20 protein-coding genes are annotated in these 24,475 nt (G+C 39.2%); 18 read left to right on the forward strand and 2 right to left on the reverse strand.

The genetic code is table 11. From position 1 onward, the window contains the following. Positions 1-54 precede the first annotated feature (54 nt). The 6 genes from BUA02_RS06895 to BUA02_RS06920 all read left to right on the forward strand — a co-directional run bounded on the left by BUA02_RS06895 (position 55) and on the right by BUA02_RS06920 (position 6,875). Entirely contained in the window at positions 55-924 is an 870-nt protein-coding gene (locus BUA02_RS06895; RefSeq protein ID WP_178297617.1) for a GerMN domain-containing protein, read from the forward strand. A 20-nt stretch (positions 925-944) separates the two neighbouring features. Further along, positions 945-3,260, forward strand: coding sequence for a DNA internalization-related competence protein ComEC/Rec2 (locus BUA02_RS06900; protein WP_083572688.1), 2,316 nt, complete (start codon positions 945-947; stop codon positions 3,258-3,260). Positions 3,261-3,336: 76 nt separating this feature from the next. Beyond that, a complete protein-coding gene (gene holA, locus BUA02_RS06905) occupies positions 3,337-4,362 on the forward strand; it encodes a DNA polymerase III subunit delta (RefSeq protein ID WP_072702122.1) in 1,026 nt (341 codons plus the stop codon). Between the two features lie 67 nt (positions 4,363-4,429). Next, positions 4,430-5,065 carry a DUF1653 domain-containing protein gene (locus BUA02_RS06910; protein WP_071176348.1) on the forward strand — a complete coding sequence of 212 codons (636 nt, stop codon included), beginning with the start codon at positions 4,430-4,432 and terminating at the stop codon, positions 5,063-5,065. A gap of 6 nt (positions 5,066-5,071) precedes the next feature. Further along, the gene (locus BUA02_RS06915; protein ID WP_071176347.1) at positions 5,072-6,097 is read left to right on the forward strand and encodes a glycosyltransferase family 2 protein; all 1,026 of its coding nucleotides are present in this window, start codon (positions 5,072-5,074) and stop codon (positions 6,095-6,097) included. Positions 6,098-6,167: 70 nt separating this feature from the next. Next, the gene (locus BUA02_RS06920) at positions 6,168-6,875 is read left to right on the forward strand and encodes a phosphatase PAP2 family protein (RefSeq protein ID WP_072702124.1); all 708 of its coding nucleotides are present in this window, start codon (positions 6,168-6,170) and stop codon (positions 6,873-6,875) included. 63 nt (positions 6,876-6,938) lie between these two features. On the opposite strand, the gene BUA02_RS06925 is transcribed toward BUA02_RS06920, so the two are convergent. After that, positions 6,939-7,910: a diacylglycerol/lipid kinase family protein gene (locus BUA02_RS06925; RefSeq protein WP_072702125.1), complete on the reverse strand. Its 972-nt coding sequence runs from the start codon at positions 7,908-7,910 to the stop codon at positions 6,939-6,941. A gap of 125 nt (positions 7,911-8,035) precedes the next feature. Here BUA02_RS06925 and glyA point away from each other — a divergent pair, with 125 nt between their 5' ends. From glyA to BUA02_RS06940, 3 genes are all read left to right on the forward strand, one after another. Beyond that, a complete protein-coding gene (gene glyA / locus BUA02_RS06930; RefSeq protein ID WP_072702127.1) occupies positions 8,036-9,274 on the forward strand; it encodes a serine hydroxymethyltransferase in 1,239 nt (412 codons plus the stop codon). Between the two features lie 757 nt (positions 9,275-10,031). Further along, the gene (locus BUA02_RS06935) at positions 10,032-11,315 is read left to right on the forward strand and encodes a glycoside hydrolase family 3 N-terminal domain-containing protein (RefSeq protein ID WP_072702129.1); all 1,284 of its coding nucleotides are present in this window, start codon (positions 10,032-10,034) and stop codon (positions 11,313-11,315) included. A gap of 104 nt (positions 11,316-11,419) precedes the next feature. Further along, positions 11,420-12,301, forward strand: a complete 882-nt coding sequence (locus tag BUA02_RS06940) for a YitT family protein (protein WP_071176342.1) — start codon at positions 11,420-11,422, stop codon at positions 12,299-12,301. Here BUA02_RS06940 and BUA02_RS06945 read toward each other — a convergent pair whose 3' ends face one another. Further along, positions 12,302-13,099, reverse strand: coding sequence for a hypothetical protein (locus BUA02_RS06945; RefSeq protein WP_083572689.1), 798 nt, complete (start codon positions 13,097-13,099; stop codon positions 12,302-12,304). It abuts the gene before it with no gap. A 118-nt stretch (positions 13,100-13,217) separates the two neighbouring features. On the opposite strand from BUA02_RS06945, the gene thrC reads away from it, so the two are divergent. From thrC to queA, 9 genes are all read left to right on the forward strand, one after another. Beyond that, positions 13,218-14,711 (forward strand): threonine synthase, encoded by a 1,494-nt coding sequence (thrC, locus tag BUA02_RS06950; protein WP_072702131.1) that lies wholly within the window; start codon positions 13,218-13,220, stop codon positions 14,709-14,711. Positions 14,712-14,721: 10 nt separating this feature from the next. Further along, positions 14,722-15,063 (forward strand): hypothetical protein, encoded by a 342-nt coding sequence (locus BUA02_RS06955; protein ID WP_072702133.1) that lies wholly within the window; start codon positions 14,722-14,724, stop codon positions 15,061-15,063. A 23-nt stretch (positions 15,064-15,086) separates the two neighbouring features. Then, a complete protein-coding gene (locus tag BUA02_RS06960) occupies positions 15,087-16,457 on the forward strand; it encodes a citrate/2-methylcitrate synthase (RefSeq protein WP_072702135.1) in 1,371 nt (456 codons plus the stop codon). An 86-nt stretch (positions 16,458-16,543) separates the two neighbouring features. Continuing rightward, on the forward strand, positions 16,544-17,203 hold the full coding sequence (gene deoC / locus BUA02_RS06965; protein ID WP_072702138.1) for a deoxyribose-phosphate aldolase: 660 nt from the start codon (positions 16,544-16,546) through the stop codon (positions 17,201-17,203). A gap of 57 nt (positions 17,204-17,260) precedes the next feature. Next, the gene (locus BUA02_RS06970; RefSeq protein ID WP_072702140.1) at positions 17,261-17,902 is read left to right on the forward strand and encodes a manganese efflux pump MntP; all 642 of its coding nucleotides are present in this window, start codon (positions 17,261-17,263) and stop codon (positions 17,900-17,902) included. Positions 17,903-18,244: 342 nt separating this feature from the next. Then, positions 18,245-19,267 (forward strand): phenylalanine--tRNA ligase subunit alpha, encoded by a 1,023-nt coding sequence (gene pheS / locus BUA02_RS06975; protein ID WP_330393331.1) that lies wholly within the window; start codon positions 18,245-18,247, stop codon positions 19,265-19,267. Between the two features lie 37 nt (positions 19,268-19,304). After that, on the forward strand, positions 19,305-21,728 hold the full coding sequence (gene pheT, locus BUA02_RS06980) for a phenylalanine--tRNA ligase subunit beta (protein ID WP_072702142.1): 2,424 nt from the start codon (positions 19,305-19,307) through the stop codon (positions 21,726-21,728). Between the two features lie 142 nt (positions 21,729-21,870). Further along, the gene (locus tag BUA02_RS06985; RefSeq protein ID WP_072702144.1) at positions 21,871-23,370 is read left to right on the forward strand and encodes an aminopeptidase; all 1,500 of its coding nucleotides are present in this window, start codon (positions 21,871-21,873) and stop codon (positions 23,368-23,370) included. A 4-nt stretch (positions 23,371-23,374) separates the two neighbouring features. Then, on the forward strand, positions 23,375-24,415 hold the full coding sequence (queA, locus tag BUA02_RS06990; RefSeq protein WP_072702146.1) for a tRNA preQ1(34) S-adenosylmethionine ribosyltransferase-isomerase QueA: 1,041 nt from the start codon (positions 23,375-23,377) through the stop codon (positions 24,413-24,415). Positions 24,416-24,475: the final 60 nt, after the last annotated feature.

The raw sequence follows: 24,475 nt of genomic DNA on the forward strand, positions 1-24,475 counted from the left end.
ATCAGACATCAAATCAAAAAAATAATATCTTTAGGTCTTTGTGTCAGCCTTTTTATGTCCATGGTATCCTGTGGAAATGGAAGCCACGAAGATGAAGAAAACTTTAAGGTATATTATATCAATCCAGAGGAGACCGGCATCATTTCAAAGGTCTACAATATTGAAGCTGGTGAAGATGATATAGAAGGCATAATAAATGAACTTCTTGATGTGCTAAAGACGGATTCAGACAAGCGTGATTATGTGGCACCTATCAAGAATGTCACGCTTTCAGGTTATTCTTTACAGGATAAGATACTTACACTTAATTTTGGAAGAAACTACAACGAGCTTGGAAGAACTATTGAGATACTAAACAGAGCTGCAATAGTAAGAACCTTCTCACAGCTTGATTTTATTGATTACGTAACATTTCAGATTGAAGGAACGCCGCTTACTGACCACTATGGCAATATCATTGGCAATATGTCTGCAGATCAGTTCATCTATAATGTTGGTAATGAGATCAACACCTATGAAAAGATCGAGCTTAAGCTTTATTTTGCAAATGAAACAGGAGACAAGCTTGTTCCTGTTTATAGATCTGTAGTATACAACAGTAATATTTCCATGGAGAGGCTTGTGGTAGAGCAGGTTATTGGCGGACCCAATACTAACATAGCATTTCCAACTATCAACAAGGATTGTAAGCTTAACAGTATCAGCATCAAAGATGGTGTCTGTTATGTAGACTTTGACTCGGCATTTTTGACACAGCCCAATAATGTAACAGCTGAGGTTGCACTTTACTCAGTAGTAAACTCCATCGTTGAGTTTTCGAATGTGAATAAGGTTGTATTGTCCGTAAACGGTGAGCTTACATTCACTTACATGGATTTTGTTATTTCGGGTTCATATGAGAGGAATCTGGATATTATAGAATAAGTTTTAGGAGTTTTGTTTTTATGAAACGGCCGTTATGTTTCATTTCCTTGATCATTACGGCGATTGTCTTTATCTATCTTGAATTTTCTGTTTCTACATTAACGAACTATTCTCCTGTGGCGGAAGATGGCTCCTTCATTGAAATGACAGGAATTGTTTCCGAGAAGGAAGTCAGATTGGGGCTTACAGGAGAAGAAGTTCTAGTTATCTATCTGATTCCCAGTGATAGGTTAAAAGGAAATTTTAAATATGTTGAATGCTATCTCGAAAATGATGGTTTTAAGCCTTCTGTTGGAGAGATGGTTTCTTTGGGCGGCAAAGTAAGCGCCTTCTCATCTCCCAGAAATCCTGGAGAGTTCGACAGTCGTCTGTATTATTCGTCATTAAAAATTGCATATAGATTGTATAATACCAGGATTTATGCTTCAGATGGCAAAAGAGATTTCATCAAGGAAAATCTTTATAGGCTTAGACGCTTCCTGGAAAATATACTGGATAACAGGCTTGATAAGAATGATTCCTCTATCATGAAGGCTGTTCTTTTGGGAGACAAGGCTTTTATGGATGAGGAGGTAAAAGAACTATACAAAAACAGTGGTATTATGCATGTTTTAGCTGTTAGTGGTCTCCACATCTCTATACTGGGAATGGGAGTGTATAAACTTCTAAAAAAGCTAAAGCTTCCTATGGTGTTAGGAACATCAATATCTATAGCTATAATGTTTCTCTATGGTAGTATGTGTGGTCTTAGCACATCAGCCTTTAGAGCAATATGCATGTTTGTGGTCATGATACTTTCAAAGGTGTTAGGAAGGACCTATGATGTTCTTTCAGCCCTGGCTCTTTCAGAACTGCTTCTTATTTTTGATCAGCCATTATATCTGTATAACAGTGGATTTTTGTTTTCTTTTGCTGCGGTAGTTGCTATAGCACTTATTAAGCCAAATCTCTTTTCACAAAATGATGGGAAAAGGCTAAGAGAAATGAGGTTTGCTGATGATAAGAAAGATGGCTTTATTAAACGATATGCTGATAAAGCCGTGGAGAGTATGAAAGTAGGAATCTGTGTCACTATCATGACGCTTCCAGTCTATGTCAGCTTTTATTATACATTTCCGATATACTCATTTTTTCTAAATATTGTTGTGTTGCCATTAATGGAACCACTTATGATTCTTGGGATCATTTTATTACTTACTGGCTGCATAGCATATTTTCTGCTTTCCATTGTATCTATGGCTCTTTTAGGAATGGGAGTAGGGATATTTGTTGATATAGAGGCTTTTTTGATACATGTGATACTTAAGATCTACAGTACACTATGTCTTGGAACCGGCATTCTTCCAGGAAAAATCCTTTATCTTGGGCATTCTCAGAAGTGGAAGATAGTTTTGTATTATGTGCTTGTGGCACTTATTATCATATTTCCAAAATTGAAGACAAATAATAAGGTTCTTCGTTATAGATATTGTGGGAAGTGGTTAGTCTTGATATCAGCTACCGTCATCCTTTTATATAAAAATCTCCCGGACCTTCAGATATCTATGATAGATGTTGGCCAGGGAGACTCCATTTTATTAAGAACGCACCATGAAACCATTTTGATAGACGGAGGTAGTACAAGCAAAAAGAAAGTCGGAAAATACTCTATAATTCCATATTTATCCTATGAAGGCATTGGGAAACTTGACGCTGTGGTAATAACTCATGAAGATTTAGATCATATTTCAGGCATATTAGAGATCTTTGATCTTGTGAAAAAAGATGATTTTGTTATCAACAATCTGATACTTCCAGATGTGTATAAGTTATGCAGGAAAAAGGGCTATCTGGAACTTGAGGAGGCAGCAAAAGAGCTGGGAATCCCTGTTAGTTACATCAGCTGCGGCGAAAAAATAGCATTCAAGGACCTTGAACTTACCTGTCTTAATCCACAAAAAGATATGACAGTAGAAGGAGCAAATGAGTATTCTACGGTTCTTTATCTAAAGTATGGGCAGTTCAAAGCTCTTTTTACAGGAGATGTTGAAGGAAAAGGGCAGGAGCACCTTGTGGCAGACATCAAAAAAGATAAAGCTGAATATGAGGATCTGACATTACTTAAGGTTGCTCATCATGGATCCAGATATACTACAGATACTGAATTTATAGAACTTTTAAGTCCAAAAGTTGCATGTATCAGCTGCGGCGAAGGTAATTCCTATGGCCATCCACATGCTGAGCTTCTTGAAAGGCTGAAGAATTCAGGGACCAGGATATATAGAACAGATGAATCAGGTAATATTACTGTAATGATCAACGGCAATAAAATGAATATCCGTGCATTTTTGGACTAAAACCATGTTTATTGCATTAGATCTTCCATATCTGTTAGAATAATTCCTGAAGCAAGTTTTTTGGGAGATTAGACAAATGGCTGTAAAGACATCAGACTTTCCTGCTAAGCAAAGACAACTTAATGAAGACATCAAGAATGGTACTTTTAAGCAGTGCTATTTGATATATGGACAGGAAGCGTACCTTAGATTACAGAATAGGGACAAGCTTGTTAAAGCCCTTGGAGGCGGAGCTGATTCCATGAACTTTACAAGGTATGAGGGAGATTCCATCAATCCAGCTGAAGTCATTGATATGGCTGAGACACTTCCTTTTTTATCAGATAAAAGAGTCATTCTTGTTGAGAACAGCGGCTTTTTTAAGAGCGGATGTGCTGAGCTTGCAGAATATCTTAAGGCTCCAACAGAGACAACCTTCTTTATATTTGTTGAGAAAGAAGTAGATAAGAGAAAAGACATATTTAAGGCGGCTTCTAAGTTAGGACTTGAGATGGGATGCGACGAGCAGGATGAAGAAACCCTTAAAAAGTGGGTTTACAGCAAGTTTAAGTCTGATGGCAAGAATATATCAGGCAGAGCGCTTTCCTTTTTTATAGAGCGTGTTGGAACTGATATGTCCAATATAAGTAGCGAGATAGAGAAGCTTGTGTGCTATTGCATAGATAGGAGCGAAGTTACAGAAGAGGACATTGAAGCAGTATGTGCTAACTGGATCACCAGCAGGATCTTTGCAATGACAGATGCTATAGCTGACAGAAATCAAAAAAGAGCTATCGACCTGTATTATGATCTTCTTGCGTTAAAGGAACCACCAGCCAAGATTCTGGCTCTTATTACAAGACAGTTTAATCTTATGCTACAGATAAAGGAAATGACTGATAACCATAGGGAGAAGGGACAGATAGCAAGTGCTGCAGGAATAGCGCCTTTCCTTGTTGGAAAATATCAGAACTGGGCAAGAGAATTTAGTTTTAACGAGCTTCGTGATGCACTGGAACTTTGTGCTTCCAATGATGAGGCAGTTAAGACGGGTAAGCTTGATTACGTTATTTGCGTTGAGATAGTGATAATAGGATGCACAACCAAGAGACCTAAGGCTTAATTTGAAAAAAGATATTTATAGGGTTATACTAGGTAGATGTGCAAAATGTTTTTATAGGAGGAGCACAGTGGATAGACCAAGACCAATACCACAGGAGATATACAGACATTTTAAGGGAAATCTGTATCAGATCGTCACTATAGCGATACATTCAGAGACCAGAGAGGAATTGGTTGTTTACCAGGCGCTCTATGGCGACTACAAGACATATTGCAGACCTCTTTCAATGTTTATGTCTGAAGTAGACAGGGTCAAGTATCCTGAAGTTACACAGAAATATCGTTTTGAAAAGGTTGAGAAGGCTTTGCTTGAACAGCCAAAGACCGAGAAAATGCCTGAGAGCGGGGCTGAAGTCAAGGCAGAAGAAAAGAAAGTGAACCATTCAACTACTGAGACTATAAGAGAACAGTTTAGAAACGAGCCATACAAACATTCTGAGGTAATGGATAAGACAGTAGATGCTGAAGCCGAGGAACTCAATCTTGATCCACTTGTTATAGAGTTCATGGATGCAGATCTTGCTGCGGATAAAAATGACATCTTATCCAAGTTAAGACCTGTTATCACCAACGATATGATCGATATCATGGCCATGTCTCTTGGTGTGGTTGTAGAAGAGGGCGATGTCTATGACAGATATGCAGACCTTCGTACCTGCCTTACAACAATGGAAAAATTTGAAAGCACTAGATTAAGGAGTTAATAGATAATGAAATTACTTTCAGTTGCGATACCTTGTTACAATTCTGAAGCCTACATGAGCAAGTGTATTGATTCACTTTTAGTAGGTGGAGAAGAAGTCGAGATCATAATTGTAGATGATGGATCAAAGGATAGAACAGCAGAGATTGCCGATGAATATGCCAAGAAATATCCTACCATCGTTAAAGCAGTTCATAAGCCAAATGGCGGACATGGAAGTGCAGTTAATGCCGGAATTGAGAATGCTACAGGTCTTTTCTTTAAGGTTGTAGATTCTGATGACTGGGTAAAAGAGATAGCTTACAGAAAGATCCTTTCAACACTGGCAGAGCTTGCTGGTGGAGAGACACAGCTTGACCTTCTTATCAGTAACTTTGTTTATAACAAGGTTGGAGAGAAGAGACATAAGGTAATGCGCTATAACACTATGTTCCCTATTGAGGAGCTCTTTACATGGAAAGATGTTAAGAGAACACCTAAGGGACATTACCTTTTAATGCATTCTGTTATCTTTAGAACAAAGCTTTTGAAGGATTGTGGACTAAAGCTTCCTGAGCACACATTCTATGTGGATAACATCTATGTTTTCAATCCATTGCCATTTGTTAAGACAATGTATTACCTTGATGTTAATTTCTATTATTACTACATTGGACGTGAAGATCAGTCTGTTAACCAGAAGATCATGCTTTCAAGAATTGATCAGCAGCTTAGAGTTAACAAGCTTATGATCGACTATTATGTAGAAAATTATGGAATGATCCGTTCTCAGAGAGAAAGACATAAGTACATGTTCAACTATCTCGAGATCATTACAGCTATTTCATCTGTACTCCTTATTACTGAGGATACAGAGGAAAATCTTGCTAAGAGAAAAGAACTTCTTGACTATATAAAGGAAAAGAATTTCTGGCTCTATGTCAAGATCAGATACAGTATCGAAGGAACATATATCTATCTTCCAGGAAAGGGCGGAAGAAAGATTACTTTAGCAGGATATAAACTTCTTCAGAAAATATTTCACTTTAATTAATAATTAAAGTGTGCTAGAGTAGTTCCAAACGAATTTGTTTTGTTTTTGTTACATGAGGGGCAATATTATTATGAAAGAAAAAATCGAAAGATGGATAGGAAGGCCGCTTGACATGGAGTACTTCCATGATCTGCTTATGCTTTTTAAACCGATCATGATCTATGCTCCAATCTACATGATCTGGTTTATCTGTATAGAGAGACATAGATTTGCTCACTATGCAGTGATCCATACAGCAGTAGATGATATTATTCCATTTGTTGAGGTCTTTGTTATCCCGTACTACATGTGGTTTTTGTATGTGTCTCTTACATTGGTATTTTTTATGCTGATGTGTGACATAGAAGATTACTACAAGAATTTCATTTTTTTAGCTACTGGAATGACTATTTTCCTTGTTATTTCTACAGTCTTTCCTAATATGCACCAGCTTAGACCTGCGGTATTTCCAAGAGACAATATCTTTACCCATATGGTTGGCATTATTTATGCTAGTGATACACCAACTAATTTGTGGCCAAGTATCCATGTTTATAATTCTCTTGGAACAATGATAGCAATTCATCGCAGTAAGAGATTTAATAAGCCTGCAAAGGCAATAAGTGATTTTATTGGAGTTTCAATCATTCTTTCAACTCTTTTCATCAAGCAGCATTCTATGTATGATGTGATCACAGCCTTCATAATGGCTACTGTGTTCTATCTTTTGATATATCACACATCCTTCATGGAAGCCTTCTGCAAGAAGAGAGAAGAAAAGCTTGCGTATTACAATTAAACAGATATGACATTTTAAAACCGGTATGAGATTACTCATACCGGTTTTTATATTTAGTGTCTATCAGCACATCATTGATAACTTCTGCTGAAGGCATTCAACTGTAATATTGTCAGATTTAACAGATACTTCGCCATCTGTATGAACCCACATAGGAATCATGGTCTTGATCGTTGCTTTTTGAACTACGTGATGGCCTATGCCCTTGATCCAGTAGTAATTGCCAAAAAATGAAAATGGAAGAGCAAACATCATCCTTGCTGGAGGCATATCACCTGCGTAGCACAGATCGAATTTACCATCTGTAAGGTCAGCTTTTGGTGCAAAATTAAAACCGCCCCCCTCGTAGTGGTGTACCATGGCAGCAATAAAGATAAAGCGCTTTAAATGCACGGTAGTGCCGTCATCAAGTTCGATGTCGCAGGGTATCTTATCAGCCTTAAGAAGCTGTCTGATAGCTATGAGACCATAGGTGAGCTTACCTAGACCAATCTTGTTTAAAAAGTTCTTGGTTCCGGAAGATAAAGCTTCCTCGCATACAGCTGCATCAAAACCTATTCCTGAACTTACATCAAAATATCTTGTGTTTGATACTGTGTCGTCATGCAGCCTTGATAAAGGTTTGGTCATATTGTTGTATGTCAGCTTTCCGAGATCCAAAGATCTTGTCTTTTCGCCCTTTATAATTGAATCCAACAGTTCATCCACATCTTTAGGATAAGACAGATCCCTTGCAAAATCATTTGAAGATCCGATGGGAATGTAGCCAAGAAGTACATCATCGAAATTAGTTATTCCGTTGATAGCCTCATTAAGCGTTCCGTCTCCTCCAAGGACTACTATCTTAAAAGGTGCTTCTATACCTTCATCCGGGTGTTCCATAAGATTTCTGACTATCTTTGTGGCGTCACCAGGTCCCTTAGTAAGGTAAGGTCTATAGTCTAATTTTTTTTCTAAGAATTTGTACTCGAGTTTGTTCCAGATTTCTTTTCCTTTTCCTGAGCGGGCTGAAGGATTCACTATGCAGTAATACATAAGACACTCCTGTTAAAAGAATTAATCGAAAACATTATAGCATTTTTTTGGATAGTATGGTACGATATGCGAGATGTGACTTTAACACATTAAATTGTAGAATTGAATAGTGGGAGGAGTAAGAAATGTATTCGCTTGAAGAAGTAAGAAAAGTAGACCCAGAGATTGCATCTTTGATCGAAGCAGAAGTATCAAGACAGAATGATCATATTGAACTTATCGCTTCAGAGAACTGGACCAGTAAGGCTGTTATGGCAGCTATGGGCAGTCCACTTACTAACAAATACGCAGAGGGACTTCCAGGTAAAAGATACTATGGTGGTTGTTATGTAGTAGATGAAGTAGAAAAGCTTGCTATTGAGAGAGCAAAGAAGCTCTTTAATTGTGATTACGCAAATGTTCAGCCTCATTCAGGAGCACAGGCAAATCTTGCTGTTCAGTTTGCGCTTCTTCAGCCTGGTGATACTATCATGGGAATGAACCTGAGCCAGGGCGGTCATTTAACTCATGGAAGCCCAGCTAACATCTCTGGTACATATTTTAAAGTTGTACCTTACGGAGTAGATGAGAACGGTGTGCTTGATTACGATGCTATGTACAAGCTTGCTGTAGAGCATAAGCCTAAGCTTATCATTGCTGGTGCGTCAGCTTACTGCAGAACAATAGATTTCAAGAAATTTAGAGAAGCTGCTGATGCCTGTGGTGCAATCCTTATGGTAGATATGGCACATATCGCTGGACTTGTTGCTGCTGGCGTTCATCCAAGCCCATTCCCATATGCTGATGTAGTTACTACAACTACTCACAAGACACTTCGCGGACCTCGTGGCGGACTTATTCTCTGGAATCAGGAAGCACAGGATAAGTTCAAGATCAATAAGGCAGTATTCCCTGGAATACAGGGAGGACCATTAGAGCATGTTATTGCTGCTAAGGCAGTCTGCTTTAAAGAAGCTCTTTCTCCTGAATTTAAGACATATGCTCAGAATGTTGTAGATAACGCGAAAGCTCTTTGCGATGGTCTTATGAAGAGAGACATCAAGATCGTATCTGGTGGAACAGACAACCACCTTATGCTTGTAGATCTTACAAATTATGGTCTTACAGGTAAAGAGGTTGAGGCATGGCTTGATGATGCACATATCACTGCAAACAAGAATACTATTCCAAATGAGCAGCAGTCTCCATTTGTAACCAGTGGAATCCGCCTTGGAACACCTGCTGTTACCACAAGAGGCATGAATACTGATGATATGGATAAGATTGCAGAAGCAATAGCAGTAGTCATCAAGAGCAAGGGCGAAAAGAACGATGAAGCCCGCGCTATCATCAAGACTCTTACTGATAAATATCCTTTAGATTGATCGATTTTTTACTCCTATAATTTAGGGCTGTGATTAGAAGTTGTTTTAAAAAGAAAAACAATTCTAATTACAGCCCTTTTGTTTTTTTAACCAAAAAGTGAAAAGTATAAAAATTTTATAACCTGAAGATCCTCTTATTTTCTGCATTTGAGATTGGTGATATAAAGTCTGCAGAATTATATAAAAAGCATATACAATTATAAAAATACGCAGAATATTTTACAATTAGCACGATATATTCAAAATAATTAAACAAAAACAAGAAAGTGTATTGACAAATCATAGAGGCATATCTATAATAAAATCATCAAGAAAATAACATAAAGAATACTTCTCCAGTCGAAATATACAATTGGGGACGGGGAGAAAGAAAGGTAGGTACACTCCAAAGGGATAGGTAGTTAAAATATTCGAAGAAAGGATGGTACGGACCACCAGACTAAGTAATAGGTTCTATTTAATCAAAAGTTCTAAGTTCAAAAGAAGTAGTAATACGGCGATTTGAGTACATGATCGGTGGTAATTGCAATATAAATACCTTGCAGCCACAGCATATGAATGCAAAAGTAAATGGAAAAAATGGCTGAGAAATTCGGAGGAACAGTCCATTGGACGAAATATTTAGTTTAGAAGATGAGTACTCGGTATAAGGGCAGAAGCAGGTAATATGATGAAGCTTCTGCCCTGATTTTTTGTGCAGACGGTACTAATATATGCTAAAATATGACTAGAAATTAAGTTTTGATATGGGGATATTATGAGTAGGATCGAAGAACAGGATTTTGATGAAAAGAGATTGGCGCGTAGACAAAGAAGAAAGCGTAGCCAGTTAATAGCATATATTTGTTTGGCAGTTTTTGTTCTTGTTATTTTTGGAGCAGGAGCTTTTGGCATTATAAGTGTCAAAAAAGTATTTGATGGTCATAAAGTAGAAAAACAGGCAGAAGAAGAACAGAAAGCTGCAGAAGAAGCAAGTGCGCAGTCTGTTGTTATAGAAACTCCTGAAACTGAGCAGGAACCTCAGGAAATGACGCAAGAAGACCTTTTGGATGAGGTTGTTAACGGTTGTATAAGTGAGATGCCAATTGAAGATAAGGTGGCAGCTCTTTTCATAGTAACACCAGAACAGCTTACAGGTGTTGATACAGCGATCAAGGCAGGATCAGGTACACAGGATGCCCTTTCTACCTATGCTGTTGGAGGAATCGTATATTCCAAAAAGAATATCAAATCCGCAGAGCAGATTTCAGAGATGCTTAGTACTACAGCGTCTATGAGCAAGTATCCTCTTTTTACTATGACTAATGAAAATGGTAATGGTGCTATAACTAGTGCTATCGGTATTGAGGGCGTTTCAGACATAGATAGTTCTGATGCGGCTTATAATGCAGGTTCAGCCATTGGTACTGCTATGTTTGGCTATGGGTTTAACTTTGATCTTGCTCCTTACATGGATATAACTGAGAGTGGAGATTACGGTACAGATATAGCTGCAGTCCAGGATATCACTGCTTCTTTGGTAAATGGTATTCAGGAGTCTGGAGTAAGTGCCTGCGCAGTGGCATTTCCAGCAAGTGCAGATACATCCAAGCAGATGGCAGTTGTAGATAAGAGCAAAGAGGAACTTGTTACCGGAGAGTATACAGTTTTTAAAAATGCAATTGATAATGCTAATATCAGCGCAATACAGATGTCAAATGCTTCATTCCCTCAGGTTGCTGGAGATAACACTCCTGCATCACTTTCAAAAGTCATCATAGATGATGAGCTTAGAGGAGCACTTGGATTTGAAGGGATTGTAATAACAGGTGCTATGAATGAAGGCGCGATCACAGAGTACTATACTCCTGAGCAGTCATCCGTAGAAGCCATCAAGGCTGGCGCTGACATGATCTATTGTCCGGAAGATTTTACAGCAGCTTATGAAGGCCTATTATCAGCAGTTAATAGCGGAGAAATTTCAGAAGACAGGATCAATGAGTCTTTGATCAGGATATACAGGATCAAGTATGCTGACAGAGTAGATGAAATCGTAGGCTGACGTTTCCTTGAATTTGTTTACATAAATCAAAAAAAAATCTAGCCAGTTTACATATAAAGAGTTATACTAAGCTCGTAAAATATATAAATGTAAAGGGCATATTTATGTCAGAGAAACAAACAAGGATCATCTCAACTCTTAAAAGAGACACCATCAGGCTGATAGTTGTATTACTAGCAGCTTTTCTTATGGCTGTTAATATACAGACCTTCATCAATGGTGGCGGACTTATCCCTGGCGGTGCGCAGGGTCTTACTATTGTTATTCAGAGAGCAGCAGCCAAGTATTGTGGCATTCAGATTGCTTACACCCCGATCAATATCATATTAAATGCGATACCTGTATATATAGGTTTCCGTTATATAGGCAAGAAGTTCACTTTGTTCTCAATGATCATGGTTATATTCAACGGTTTCTTCGTTGACCTTATTCCAGTTATGACTGTAACTCATGATTCACTTCTTGTAGCAGTATTTGGTGGTATCCTGAACTCTATAGCTATCACTATGTGTCTTGAAGTTGATGCAACCAGTGGCGGTACAGATTTTATTTCCATTTTCCTTTCACAGAAAAAAGGAATGGACGCATTCCCCATAATTCTTGGTGGTAATGTAGTACTTCTTACAATTGCAGGATTTATGTTTGGTTGGGATAAAGCACTTTATTCCATAATTTACCAGTATGTTTCAACACAGGCACTTCACATGCTCTACAAGACATACCAGCAACGTACACTTTTCATAATCACGGATATGCCAGATGAAGTATGCGCCATGATATATGCTGAGTGCGGACATGGAGCAACACTTATTGATGGAGAGGGCTCTTTTGCCCACAAGAATAAAAAGATCGTTTACTCAATAGTAAGCGCTTCAGATATCAGAAAGCTTATTCCAAAGATAAAGTCCCTTGATCCAAACGCCTTTATCAATTCTATCAGAACAGAAGAGATCATGGGTAACTTCTACATGAAACCTCGTGACTGATCATCCAGTAATGGTACTGATCTTTGGAGAGATCTTCGTTTTCATATAGATGTCAGCGTACTGTGAAGCAGTGAGCTCTTCTATATAGTTTAGTTCATAGTTTTTATCTATACCTTGTTTTATGAGCATATCAGCAGCTTTGTTGTAGGCGATGGCAGCTTCTGCCTCTGAGTTATACTTGCCTATAACATAGTTGCTTTTTACGTGTATGACAGCTTTATATCTGATAAAGCCTTTTTCTGCAAACTGTCTTACACCGTGGTATCTGTTGAGAATAATAATATTCTCGTATCTAAGGTCCGTTGGATCGTTGTTGGCAAATCTATAATCTCTTCCCAAAACTGCGTAGCTCTTGATACCGTAGCGCTGTAGAACTGAAAGCTGGCTTCCGTAATCAGCTACGAAAAGATGAGAACCTCTTTTCATGATCTTGTGAGATGAATAGTAAAAGAGGTCATCAATATCAAATTTAAGGACCAGATCAGGAGACAGGTAATACAAAAAATACTTCTTTTCCAGATAGATAGGGTTTGAAATGTACATACCCTTGTCTCTGTAATTGACCAAAGAGACATACTTATCGAAAGGAAGAGTCATTTTTTTATTGTATGAATTTATGTCATATTTTGGATTGTTCAGAACCTTGCTTGCGTCTTGGTAGGCCTTGCCAGCGTCCTTGTCATTGTCAAAGGAACCAAGGGCAATATGCCTTCCGCAGTAGGTTATAGAAGCTCTATAGGACGGAGTGCCATCTTTTAAAGAGGTGTAATATACTCCAACGATTTTCTTGTTATTCAATAGATCCCCCAGTTAAGAAAAACTTTAATGATTCAAAGCGTTAAAATAAAAGTGGATATTTCCTAGAGTATTATGGTATACTTATTATTATTTTACCAATAAATGAGGAGTAAAAGCAATGGCAAAGGAAGTTTTGTATAGTAGTACTAGAGGGGAAAAGGGGAATATTAAAGCGTCAGAGGCTATACTTAGAGGCCTCGCTGGAGATGGTGGCTTGTATGTTCCTGACCATATTCCACATCTTGAAAAATCACTTAGAGAAATTGCAGATCTTGATTATCAGGGAACAGCTTACGAAGTTATGAAGCTTCTTCTTACAGACTATACCGAAGAGGAACTTAAGTATTGCATTTCTCACGCATACGATTCTAAGTTTGATACACAGGAGATTGCTCCATTATCAGAAGCAGACGGAGCTTTCTATCTTGAGCTTTATCACGGATCAACAATTGCATTCAAGGATATGGCTCTTTCAATCCTTCCATATCTTATGACTACAGCTGCCAAGAAGAATGCAGTAAAGAATGATATTGTCATTCTTACAGCTACCAGTGGAGACACAGGTAAAGCTGCACTTGCAGGATTTGCAGATGTTCCTGGCACTAAGATCATTGTCTTTTATCCAAAGCACGGCGTAAGCCCTATTCAGGAAAGACAGATGGTAACACAAAAGGGTGACAATACTTGCGTTATTGGTATCGAAGGAAACTTTGATGATGCTCAGACTGGAGTTAAGAAGCTCTTTACTGATAAGGCTCTCGCAGAACTTATGGATAGCAAGGGATTCCAGTTTTCCTCAGCAAACTCTATCAATATTGGAAGACTTGTTCCTCAGATCGCATATTATGTTTATGCATATTGTAAGCTGCTTAAAGAGGGCAGGATTGCTGACGGTGATGAGATCAACGTTGTAGTTCCTACAGGTAATTTTGGCAATATCCTTGCTGCATATTATGCCAAGAATATGGGCGTACCAATTGCTAAGCTTATCTGTGCTTCCAATTCAAACAAGGTATTATTTGACTTCTTTAAGTCAGGTGAATATGACAGAAACCGTGATTTTGTTTTAACATCATCACCTTCAATGGATATTCTTATTTCATCTAACCTTGAGAGGCTTATTTATCATATTGCCGGCAATGATTCTGCTAAGGACGCAGATCTTATGGCTAAGCTTTCAAATGATGGCAAGTATGAAATAACAGATGATATGCGTGCAAAACTAGATTCTTTCTATGGCGGATATGCTACAGAGGAAGAGACTTTTGCAACTATCAAAAAAGTATTTGATGGTGCAGGCTATCTTATTGATACTCACACAGCTGTTGCAAGCGCTGTTTATGATAAATACAAGAAAGAAACAGGAGATGATAAGGTAACAGTTATCGCTTCAACAGCAAGTCCATTTAAGTTCACAAGAAGCGTTATGAATGCACTTGGACATGGTGATGATTCTAAGGATGATTTTGCTCTTGCTGATGAACTTTCAGCTATCTCTAAGGTAGATATTCCAGAAGCTGTCACATCTATCAGAACAGCCGAGATCAGACACAAGACTGTTGTAGATAGAACAGAAATGGAAAAGGCAGTAAAGAACTTTCTTGGAATCTGAGGTGAGATAAATGGATTCATTTAGTAATGTTGCAGATATTTTGATAATTCTCGGCGGCGCTCTACTCATTTACTATGCAGAACAGATGAGAGTAAATGATTTGATCAAAGTCGGTTTTATGATTTCTCCAAAGGTTAATGTGCACAAGCTTAAGGACAGGGAAGGCTTCAAGAAATATGCTTTCCCAAGGCATTTTGCTCAGGGCTTTATCCTTGTACTTCTTGGTATGACCGGCATTTTTTGCGATCTATACAGCAGAGGAGATTTACACGTCTATATTTACATAGGTGTTTTGGTTTTCTATGTGATCGGAAATGTTTTTATCGAAAAGGGGAAAGCTAGATTTTATTAAAACACAATTATAAGGAGGTGCGTATGGATTTAGGTAAGGGATATTATTCAGAAAACACGCCGGAGATTGTTGAACTTTCCAATCTTTCTAGAGAAGCTGATCTTATTGAAAATGATCTGTTTTTAAAATATGACGTTAAGAGAGGGCTTCGTGATCTAAATGGTAAGGGTGTACTTACAGGACTGACAAGGATTTCTGAGATTGTAGCCAAAAAGGTAGTTGATGGCCAGGAAGTGCCAGCAGATGGTGAGATCTTTTTTAGAGGATATGACGTTCATCAGCTGATAGATGCTGCAGTCAGGGAAAACAGATATGCATTCGAGGAATGTACATACCTGCTATTATTTGATAAGTTGCCAACTGGCAAAGAGCTTTTCGAGTTTGAAAAGCTGCTTGGTATTTATAAGAGCCTTCCACCAAGCTTTGTTAGAGATGTAATAATGAAGGCTCCTAGCCGCGATATGATGAATACGCTGGCGCGAAGTGTACTCACACTTTATTCCTATGATGATCATGCTGATGATGTTTCGCTTCCAAATGTACTGCGTCAGTCACTTCAGCTGATAAGCATGTTTCCGCTTCTTTCAATCTATGGATATCATGCATACAATCATTATCACGAGGGTAATTCACTTATTATCCATCCTCCGCTGGAGGAATTATCAACAGCAGAGACTATCCTTTATCTCTTAAGACCGGATAGTCAGTATACAGAGCTTGAAGCCAAGCTTCTTGATATCTGTCTCGTGCTCCATATGGAGCATGGCGGTGGTAACAATTCATCTTTTACCACACACGTAGTAAGTTCAAGTATGACAGATACCTATTCTGTGATTGCTGCTGCGATTGGATCTCTTAAAGGACCTAGACATGGTGGGGCTAATATCAAAGTGGTTCACATGTTTGATGATATTGAAGCCAATGTTAAGGATTGGGAGGACGAAGAAGAAGTCAGAGCCTACCTTGATAAGATCCTTAACAAAGAAGCCTTTGATGGAGCAGGACTGATCTATGGTATTGGACATGCTATCTATTCAAAGTCTGATCCAAGAGCTGTTATCTTAAAGAGCTTTGTAGAAAAACTTGCTGTTGAAAAGGGAAAAGAAAAAGAGTTTGAACTCTATAAACTCGTAGAGCGCCTTGCACCACAGGTCATCAGTGGAGAGCGCACTATGTATAAAGGCGTAAGTGCCAATGTGGATTTCTACTCAGGTTTTGTTTATAGAATGCTTGATCTTCCAGAAGAGCTTTATCCTACTATCTTTGCCATTGCAAGGATCGTTGGCTGGAGTGCGCATAGAATGGAAGAGCTTGCTAATAACGGCAAGATCATTCGTCCTGCATATATGGCCATCGAACCACGTAAGGAATATATTCCTGTTGATGAACGCTAAAAATACGTATATACTGATAGGGTTCTACAATCAGAATATTTAGTATATAATATTTAGTGTTATATATTCAGAAAGGAAATATTGTAATGGAAGAAAAAGAAATCTTAAAACTTATTGATCATACTCTGCTTCAGGCAGATGCTACATGGGAAGGAATTGTGGCTCTTTGTGATGAGGCTGTTAAATACGGCACAGCTACAGTTTGCATTCCTGCAACATATTTAAAGAGAGTACATGACAAGTACGGCGACAGCTTAAAGCTTTGCACAGTAATTGGCTTCCCTCTTGGATACAACTGCGCAGCTTCTAAGGTAGTAGAAGCAAAAGAGTCTATCAAAGACGGTGCAGAGGAAATCGATACAGTAGTAAATATCACCGATGTCAAGAATCATAGATATGATGAAGTTAGAAAAGAACTTCAGATGATCAGAGAAGCTTGTGGAGATAAGCTCCTTAAGGTCATCATCGAGACATGCTATCTTACAGAAGAAGAGAAAATCGAGCTTTGCAAGATTGTTACAGAAGTTAAGGCTGATTACATCAAGACTTCAACTGGTTTTGGTTCAGCTGGTGCAACACTTGCGGATATCGAGCTCTTCAAAAAGCATATCGGACCTGATGTTAAGATCAAGGCCGCAGGCGGAATCCGTACAATAGAAGATGCTCTTGCATATGCAGAGGCTGGATGCAGCAGAATCGGATCATCTAAGGTTGCTCCACTTATCGCTGCAAAATACAATCTTTAATAGCTAAAAGGAACTGCATTAAGCAGTTCCTTTATTTATCTGTTTAGGAGATTTTAAATGGCAAAATACGTATTGTTTGTGTTCAATAGCATCATGCTTGGCGTTGGACTTGCTATGGACGCTTTTTCTGTTTCTTTGGCAAATGGTTTTATTGAACCAGAGATGAAGAGAAAAAGAAAGGCGTATATTGCTGGAATCTACGCAGGTTTTCAGTTCCTTATGCCAGTTATCGGATGGTTTTTAGTCCATAATGCTGCAGAGCTTTTTAATGGTTTCCAGAAGTTCATTCCATGGATAGCTTTAGGACTTCTTTCTTTTATCGGTGGCAAGATGATAAAAGAGGCTATAGAGGAAAAAAAATGCTCAGAGGATGGCAATTGCAAGGATTGTACCAATAAAGAGTGCCCAAGATGCGGCCTTGACCCTAAGACCAATAAGCTGGATTTCAAATGCCTTATGGTTCAGGGAATTGCCACATCAATAGATGCTCTTTCAGTAGGCTTTACTATTGCAGATTACAAGACGGTTATGGCGCTTGGTGCATCTTTCATAATCGGCATTGTTACATTTGTTATCTGTTACATTGGCCTTAAACTTGGCAATAAATTCGGAACAAAACTTGCGTCAAATGCAAAGATCGTAGGCGGTGTCATTCTTATAGGAATAGGACTTGAGATTTTTATCAGTTCTTTCCTGTAATTATGGGTTGACTTTTTTTATTTACAAACTTAAAATTATCTAAGTAAAAATATGTTAAATGCTTTGATGGTGTTAGGCGAGAGCCTAGAGATGTTGTAGCATCCCTTTCAGAGAGAGAAGTCATCGGCTGAGAGCTTCTTAGGGCAATACTATATACGGAAATTTCGCACTGGAGCTGTCCTAGTGAAGGATTCTTGTAGCTAGGATCGTGAGTCTACGTTACAGACGACTAAGGAGTCTGCATTTAGTTGCAGGAACTTGGGTGGTACCGCGGTATATTATCGTCCCTTGTGTTGAACAAACACTAGGGGCGTTTTTTATTACAAAAAAAGGAGAATGATGATGATTAGTGAACAGCTTGATAAGATCAGAGAGGAAGCTCTTAAACAGATAGAGAGTTCTGATGGTCTTGAGAAACTCAATGAGATCAGAGTAAATGTTCTTGGAAAAAAAGGTGAACTTACAAGTATCCTTAAGAGCATGAAGGATGTTGCTCCAGAGGACAGACCTAAGGTTGGTCAGCTTGTTAATGAGACAAGAGAAGCAATTGAAAAGGTATTAGAAGAGACTAAGTCCAAGATGGAAGCTGCAGCACGTGATGCTAAGCTTAAGGCAGAGGTTATTGACGTAACACTTCCTGCCAAGAAGAATAAGGTTGGACACAGACATCCTAATACAGTAGCTCTTGAAGAAGTAGAGAGAATCTTCACAGGAATGGGCTACGAAGTAGTAGAAGGACCAGAAGTTGAGAAGGATTATTACAACTTCGAAGCTCTTAATATTCCAGCTGATCATCCAGCTAAGGACGAGCAGGATACTTTCTATATCACAGGAGATCTTCTTCTTAGAACTCAGACATCTTCTACACAGGTTCATGAGATGGAAAAGGGTCGTATTCCTATCAAGATGATCGCTCCTGGTAGAGTATTCCGTGCTGATGAAGTTGACGCTACTCATTCACCTTCTTTCCATCAGGTAGAAGGCCTTGTAATTGACAAAGATATTACATTTGCTGATCTTAAGGGAACTCTTGCAGAGTTTGCAAAGCAGCTCTTTGGACCAGATACCAAGACAAAGTTCAGACCACATCACTTCCCATTCACAGAGCCATCTGCTGAGATGGACGTAAGCTGCTTTAAGTGCGGCGGTAAGGGATGCCGTTTCTGTAAGGGAGAGGGATGGATAGAAATCCTTGGCTGTGGAATGGTACATCCTCACGTATTAGAGATGAGTGGAATTGATCCTAACGAGTATGTAGGTTTCGCTTTCGGTGTTGGACTTGAGAGAATCGCACTTCTTAAGTATGAGATCGATGACATGAGACTTCTCTATGAGAATGACATCAGATTTTTGAATCAGTTCTAATAATAGATTTAGCAGATTAAGAAAAGGGGATAAAAAAATGAATTCATCCAAATCATGGATTAAAGCATATGTACCAGATTTAAATTGCACAGATCAGGAATTCTTTGATGCAATGACTCTTTCTGGTACCAAGACAGAAACATACGAACCACTTGATAAGAATCTTGACAAGATCGTAGTTGGTCAGATCGACAAGATCGAGCCTCATCCAGACGCTGATAAGCTTGTTATCTGCCAGGTCAATATTGGAACAGAGACTATACAGATTGTTACTGGTGCCAATAATATGAAAGAGGGAGATAAGGTTCCTGTTGTTCTTGATGGCGGTAGAGTAGCTGGCGGTCATGACGGCGGCCCACTTCCAGAGGGAGGAATCAAGATCAAAGCCGGTAAGCTCCGCGGAGTACCATCAGCTGGTATGATGTGCTCAATCGAAGAGCTTGGTTCTACTAGAGATTTCTATCCAGAAGCTCCAGAGGAAGGCCTTTATATTTTCCCTCAGGATACAGAAGTTGGCGCAGATGCAGTTGAAGTACTTGGACTTCATGACACTGTATTTGAGTTTGAAGTAACCTCTAACAGAGTTGATTGCTATAGCATTCTTGGTATCGCTAGAGAAACTGCAGCTACATACAAGCTTCCTTTCAAGGCTCCAGTAGTAGAAGTTAAAGAAGAAGCTGATGGAAACGCTAAGGATATGATCAGCGTTGAGATCAAGGATACAGACCTTTGCACAAATTATTGCGCAAGAGTCGTTAAGGATATCAAGATTGCTCCTTCACCTGAATGGATGCAGAGAAGACTTGCTAGTGTTGGTATCAGACCAATCAACAATCTCGTAGATATCACAAACTATGTAATGATGGAATATGGTCAGCCAATGCATGCTTACGATATGAGTACTATTGCCGGTAACAAGATCGTTGTTAAAAGAGCTAATGATGGAGATACATTTGTTACTCTTGATGGTCAGGAGAGAAAGCTTGATAAGGACGTTCTTATGATCTGTGACGGCGAGAAAGAAGTTGGCATCGCTGGTATCATGGGTGGTGAGAACTCAATGATCACTGACAGTGTTGATACAGTTCTTTTCGAGGCTGCTACATTTAATGGACCAAATATCAGAAAGTCTGCTAAGAGAGTAGGCCTTCGTACTGATGCATCAGGCCTTTTCGAGAAAGGTCTTGATCCAGCCAATGCACTTGATGCGATCAACCGTGCTTGCCAGCTTGTTGTAGAGCTTGGCTGCGGTAAAGTAGTTCCTGGAGTAGTTCAGGTTGGACTTCCAATTGCTCCACTTAAGAGAATTCCTCTTGAAGCAGATAGGATCAATAAGCTTCTTGGAACAGATATCTCTAAGGATGAGATGGTTGAGATCCTTAAGAGAGAAGAAGTTGAATATGACGCAAAGACTGATGAAGTGATCATTCCTTCATTCAGACAGGATCTTAACCAGATGTGTGATATCGCTGAGGAAGTTGCTAGATTCTTTGGATATGACAAGATCCCTACAACTCTTCCAAAGAACAGCGCAACTACAGGCGGAATCTCATTCAAGATGAGAGTTGAGAAGAAAGCAAGAGAGGTTGCTCAGTTCTGCGGATTCTCACAGGGATATACATATTCATTTGAGAGCCCTAAGGTATTTGATAAGCTTCTTTTACCTGAGGATGCAAAAGAGAGACAGGCAATCAGGATTTCTAATCCATTAGGAGAAGATTTCTCAATCATGAGAACTATTTCTCTTAACGGAATCCTTACCAGCCTTGCTACAAACTACAATCGTAGAAATAAAGATGTAAGACTCTATGAGATGGGTAACATCTATGTTCCAAAGAGTCTTCCTCTTACAGAGCTTCCAGATGAGAGAATGCAGCTCACACTTGGATTCTATGGAGAAGGCGATTTTTATAGCATGAAGGGTGCAGTTGAGGAATTCCTTGACAGCGTGCATATGCTTGATAAGCTTACTTATGATCCAAATGCAGGTAAGCCATTCCTTCATCCAGGAAGACAGGCTAATATCGTTTATGACGGAGAAGTTATCGGATATCTGGGTGAAGTTCACCCAGCTGTATGTGATAACTATGACATTGATACAAGAGTATATGTAGCAGTTATCGATATGCCTCATGTTGTTGAACATGCTAAATTTGATACTATCTACACAGGAATTGCCAAGTTCCCTGCAGTTACAAGAGACCTTTCAATGGTAGTTCCAAAGAACGTTCTTGCTGGAGATATCGAGAAGATGATCAGACAGCGCGGCGGCAAGAAGCTTGAAAGCCTTGAGCTCTTTGATATCTATGAAGGAGCACAGATCAAGGAAGGCTTCAAGTCAATGGCTTATTCTCTTTCATTTAGAGATAAGGAAAAGACCCTTGAGGATGAAGAAGTTGCAGCTGCAATGAAGAAAATATTAAATGGACTTGAGTCTCTTAATATTGAACTTCGTTCATAATATGTTACAATCATATTTGGCAAAGAGAAGATTGTTCTTCGAATAATAAAGTTGGGGATGATGCATTTGCATCATCCTCTTTACTTGTTACACAAGATTTTTTAGGTAAGAGTTTTTATGACCAAATATTTAGGAGGTATATATGAATAGAAAGAATGTATGGACAACCTATAGTGCTGCTCAGCTCAAGAAAGTTGATCAGTTTGCAGAGGACTACAAGAAGTTCCTTGATGAGTCCAAGACAGAAAGAGAAGCTATCGATACTATCGTAAACGAGATCGAGGCTGCAGGCTACAGAGAGCTTAATACTCTTATTGGTAGCAAGACAAAGCTTAAGAAGGGCGACAAGGTTTATTCAGTATGGATGAACAAGTCAATCGCCATTTTCCAGATGGGTTCAGAGCCAATGGAGAATGGTCTTAATATTCTTGGTGCACACATCGATTCTCCAAGACTTGATGTTAAGCAGAATCCACTTTATGAAGATGGCGGCTTTGCTTACCTTGATACACATTACTATGGTGGTATCAAGAAGTATCACTACGTAGCAATGCCACTTGCTATTCACGGTGTACTTGTTAAAAAAGATGGCGCAACAGTTCAGCTTAACGTAGGTGAGGACGAGGATGATCCAGTATTCTTCGTATCAGATCTTTTGATCCACCTTGCACAGGATCAGCTCAGCAAGAAAGCTTCTAATGTTATCGAAGGTGAGGCCCTTGATCTTATCATTGGTCACAGACCATTTGTAATTGAGAGCAAAGAAAAAGAGAAGGCTGAGAAGAAGGATGCAAAGCTTACAGCTGGTCAGCAGTATGCAATTGCAGCTGAGAAGGCTGAGAAGGCAGAGAGCGGTAAGGTATCAGGAGCAGTTAGAAGAGGAATCCTTGCAATTCTCAATGACCTTTACGGAATTGAAGAGGAAGATTTCATTTCTGCAGAGCTTGAGATCGTTCCTGCTGGTAAGTCAAGAGACGCTGGCTTTGACAGATCAATGATCATGGGTTATGGACATGATGACAGAGTATGTGCATTCCCTTCAATGAGAGCTATCATGGAAGCCAAGAACCTCAAGAGAACAGCTTGCTGTATCCTTGTTGATAAGGAAGAGATCGGATCAGTTGGTGCAACTGGTATGCGCAGCAGATTCTTTGAGAATGCAGTAGCAGAGCTCATGGCTCTTACAAAGGAAGGATTTAATGATCTTGCACTTAGAAGATGTCTTGCTAATTCATGCATGCTTTCATCTGACGTAAGTGCTGGCTTTGATCCTTCATATGCATCATGCTTCGAGAAGAAGAACGCATCTTTCCTTGGCGAAGGTCTTGTATTTAACAAGTTCACAGGTGCTAGAGGTAAGAGCGGATCAAATGATGCTAACGCTGAGTTCATTGCTGAGATCAGACGTGCTCTTGATAAAGAAGGTATTGTATACCAGACAGCAGAACTTGGTAAGGTTGACGTAGGTGGCGGCGGAACAATCGCTTACATCCTTGCACTTTACGGAATGAATGTTATCGACGCTGGTGTAGCAGTTCTTAACATGCATGCACCATGGGAAGTAATCGACAAGGCTGACCTTTATGAAGCACTTAGAGGTTACGTAGCATTCCTTCAGAACATTGATTTTAGAAACGAGTAATTAAATGTCAGAATTAGGATTATCAACTTCAGATTATTATTTTGATCTCCCTGAGGAGCTTATTGCACAGGACCCTATGGAAAAGAGGGACGAGTGCAGACTCCTTGTGGTAGACAAAAATACTGGAGAATTAGAACATCATAAATTTAATGAGATCATAAATTATTTAGAGCCAGGTGATTGCCTGGTTCTGAATAATACAAAGGTTATTCCTGCAAGACTTCTTGGAGAGAAGGAAGGAACAGGCGCTGCCGTAGAGATCCTTCTGTTAAGGAGAAAAGAAGCTGATGTATGGGAAACTTTAGTTAAGCCTGGTAAAAAGCTTAGACCGGGAGCCAGAGTATCTTTTGGCGGGGGTATATTAAAAGCTGAGATACTGGACATAGTAGAAGAGGGTAACCGTCTCGTTAAATTCTATTATGATGGTATTTGGGAAGAAGTACTTGATAAGCTTGGAGAAATGCCACTTCCTCCATATATTACACACAAGCTTCAGGACAAGAACATGTATCAGACTGTATATGCCAAGTTCGAGGGCTCAGCTGCAGCTCCTACAGCAGGACTTCACTTTACAGAAAAGCTTCTTGAAGATATTAAGGCAAAGGGCGTAGATATGGCCTTTGTAACTCTTCACGTAGGACTTGGTACATTCAGACCTGTAAAAGTGGATAATGTAAAAGAACATCACATGCATACAGAATGGTATCAGGTAACTCAGGAAGCTGCTGATAAGATCAACAAAGCCAAGGCTGAGGGTCACAGAGTCATCTGCGTAGGAACTACAAGCTGCAGAACCATTGAAAGCGCAGCAGATGAGAATGGTCACTTATCAGAATGTAGTGGAGATACATCAATCTTCATCTACCCTGGTTATAAGTTTAAGGTTTTAGACCAGCTCATTACAAACTTCCATTTACCAGAATCAACGCTTGTTATGCTTGTTTCAGCTCTTGCTGGAAGAGAGCATGTTTTAAACGCTTATGAAGAAGCAATCAAGGAACGTTATAGATTTTTCTCTTTTGGTGATGCATGCTTCTTTAAATAAAAAAATTTTGGACCTAGGGGACGGGGTTAGTGGTTCATTTTTTGAACCACTAACCCCGTC

It is taken from the genome of Butyrivibrio hungatei DSM 14810, from assembly GCF_900143205.1.
Taxonomy (GTDB): domain Bacteria; phylum Bacillota; class Clostridia; order Lachnospirales; family Lachnospiraceae; genus Butyrivibrio; species Butyrivibrio hungatei.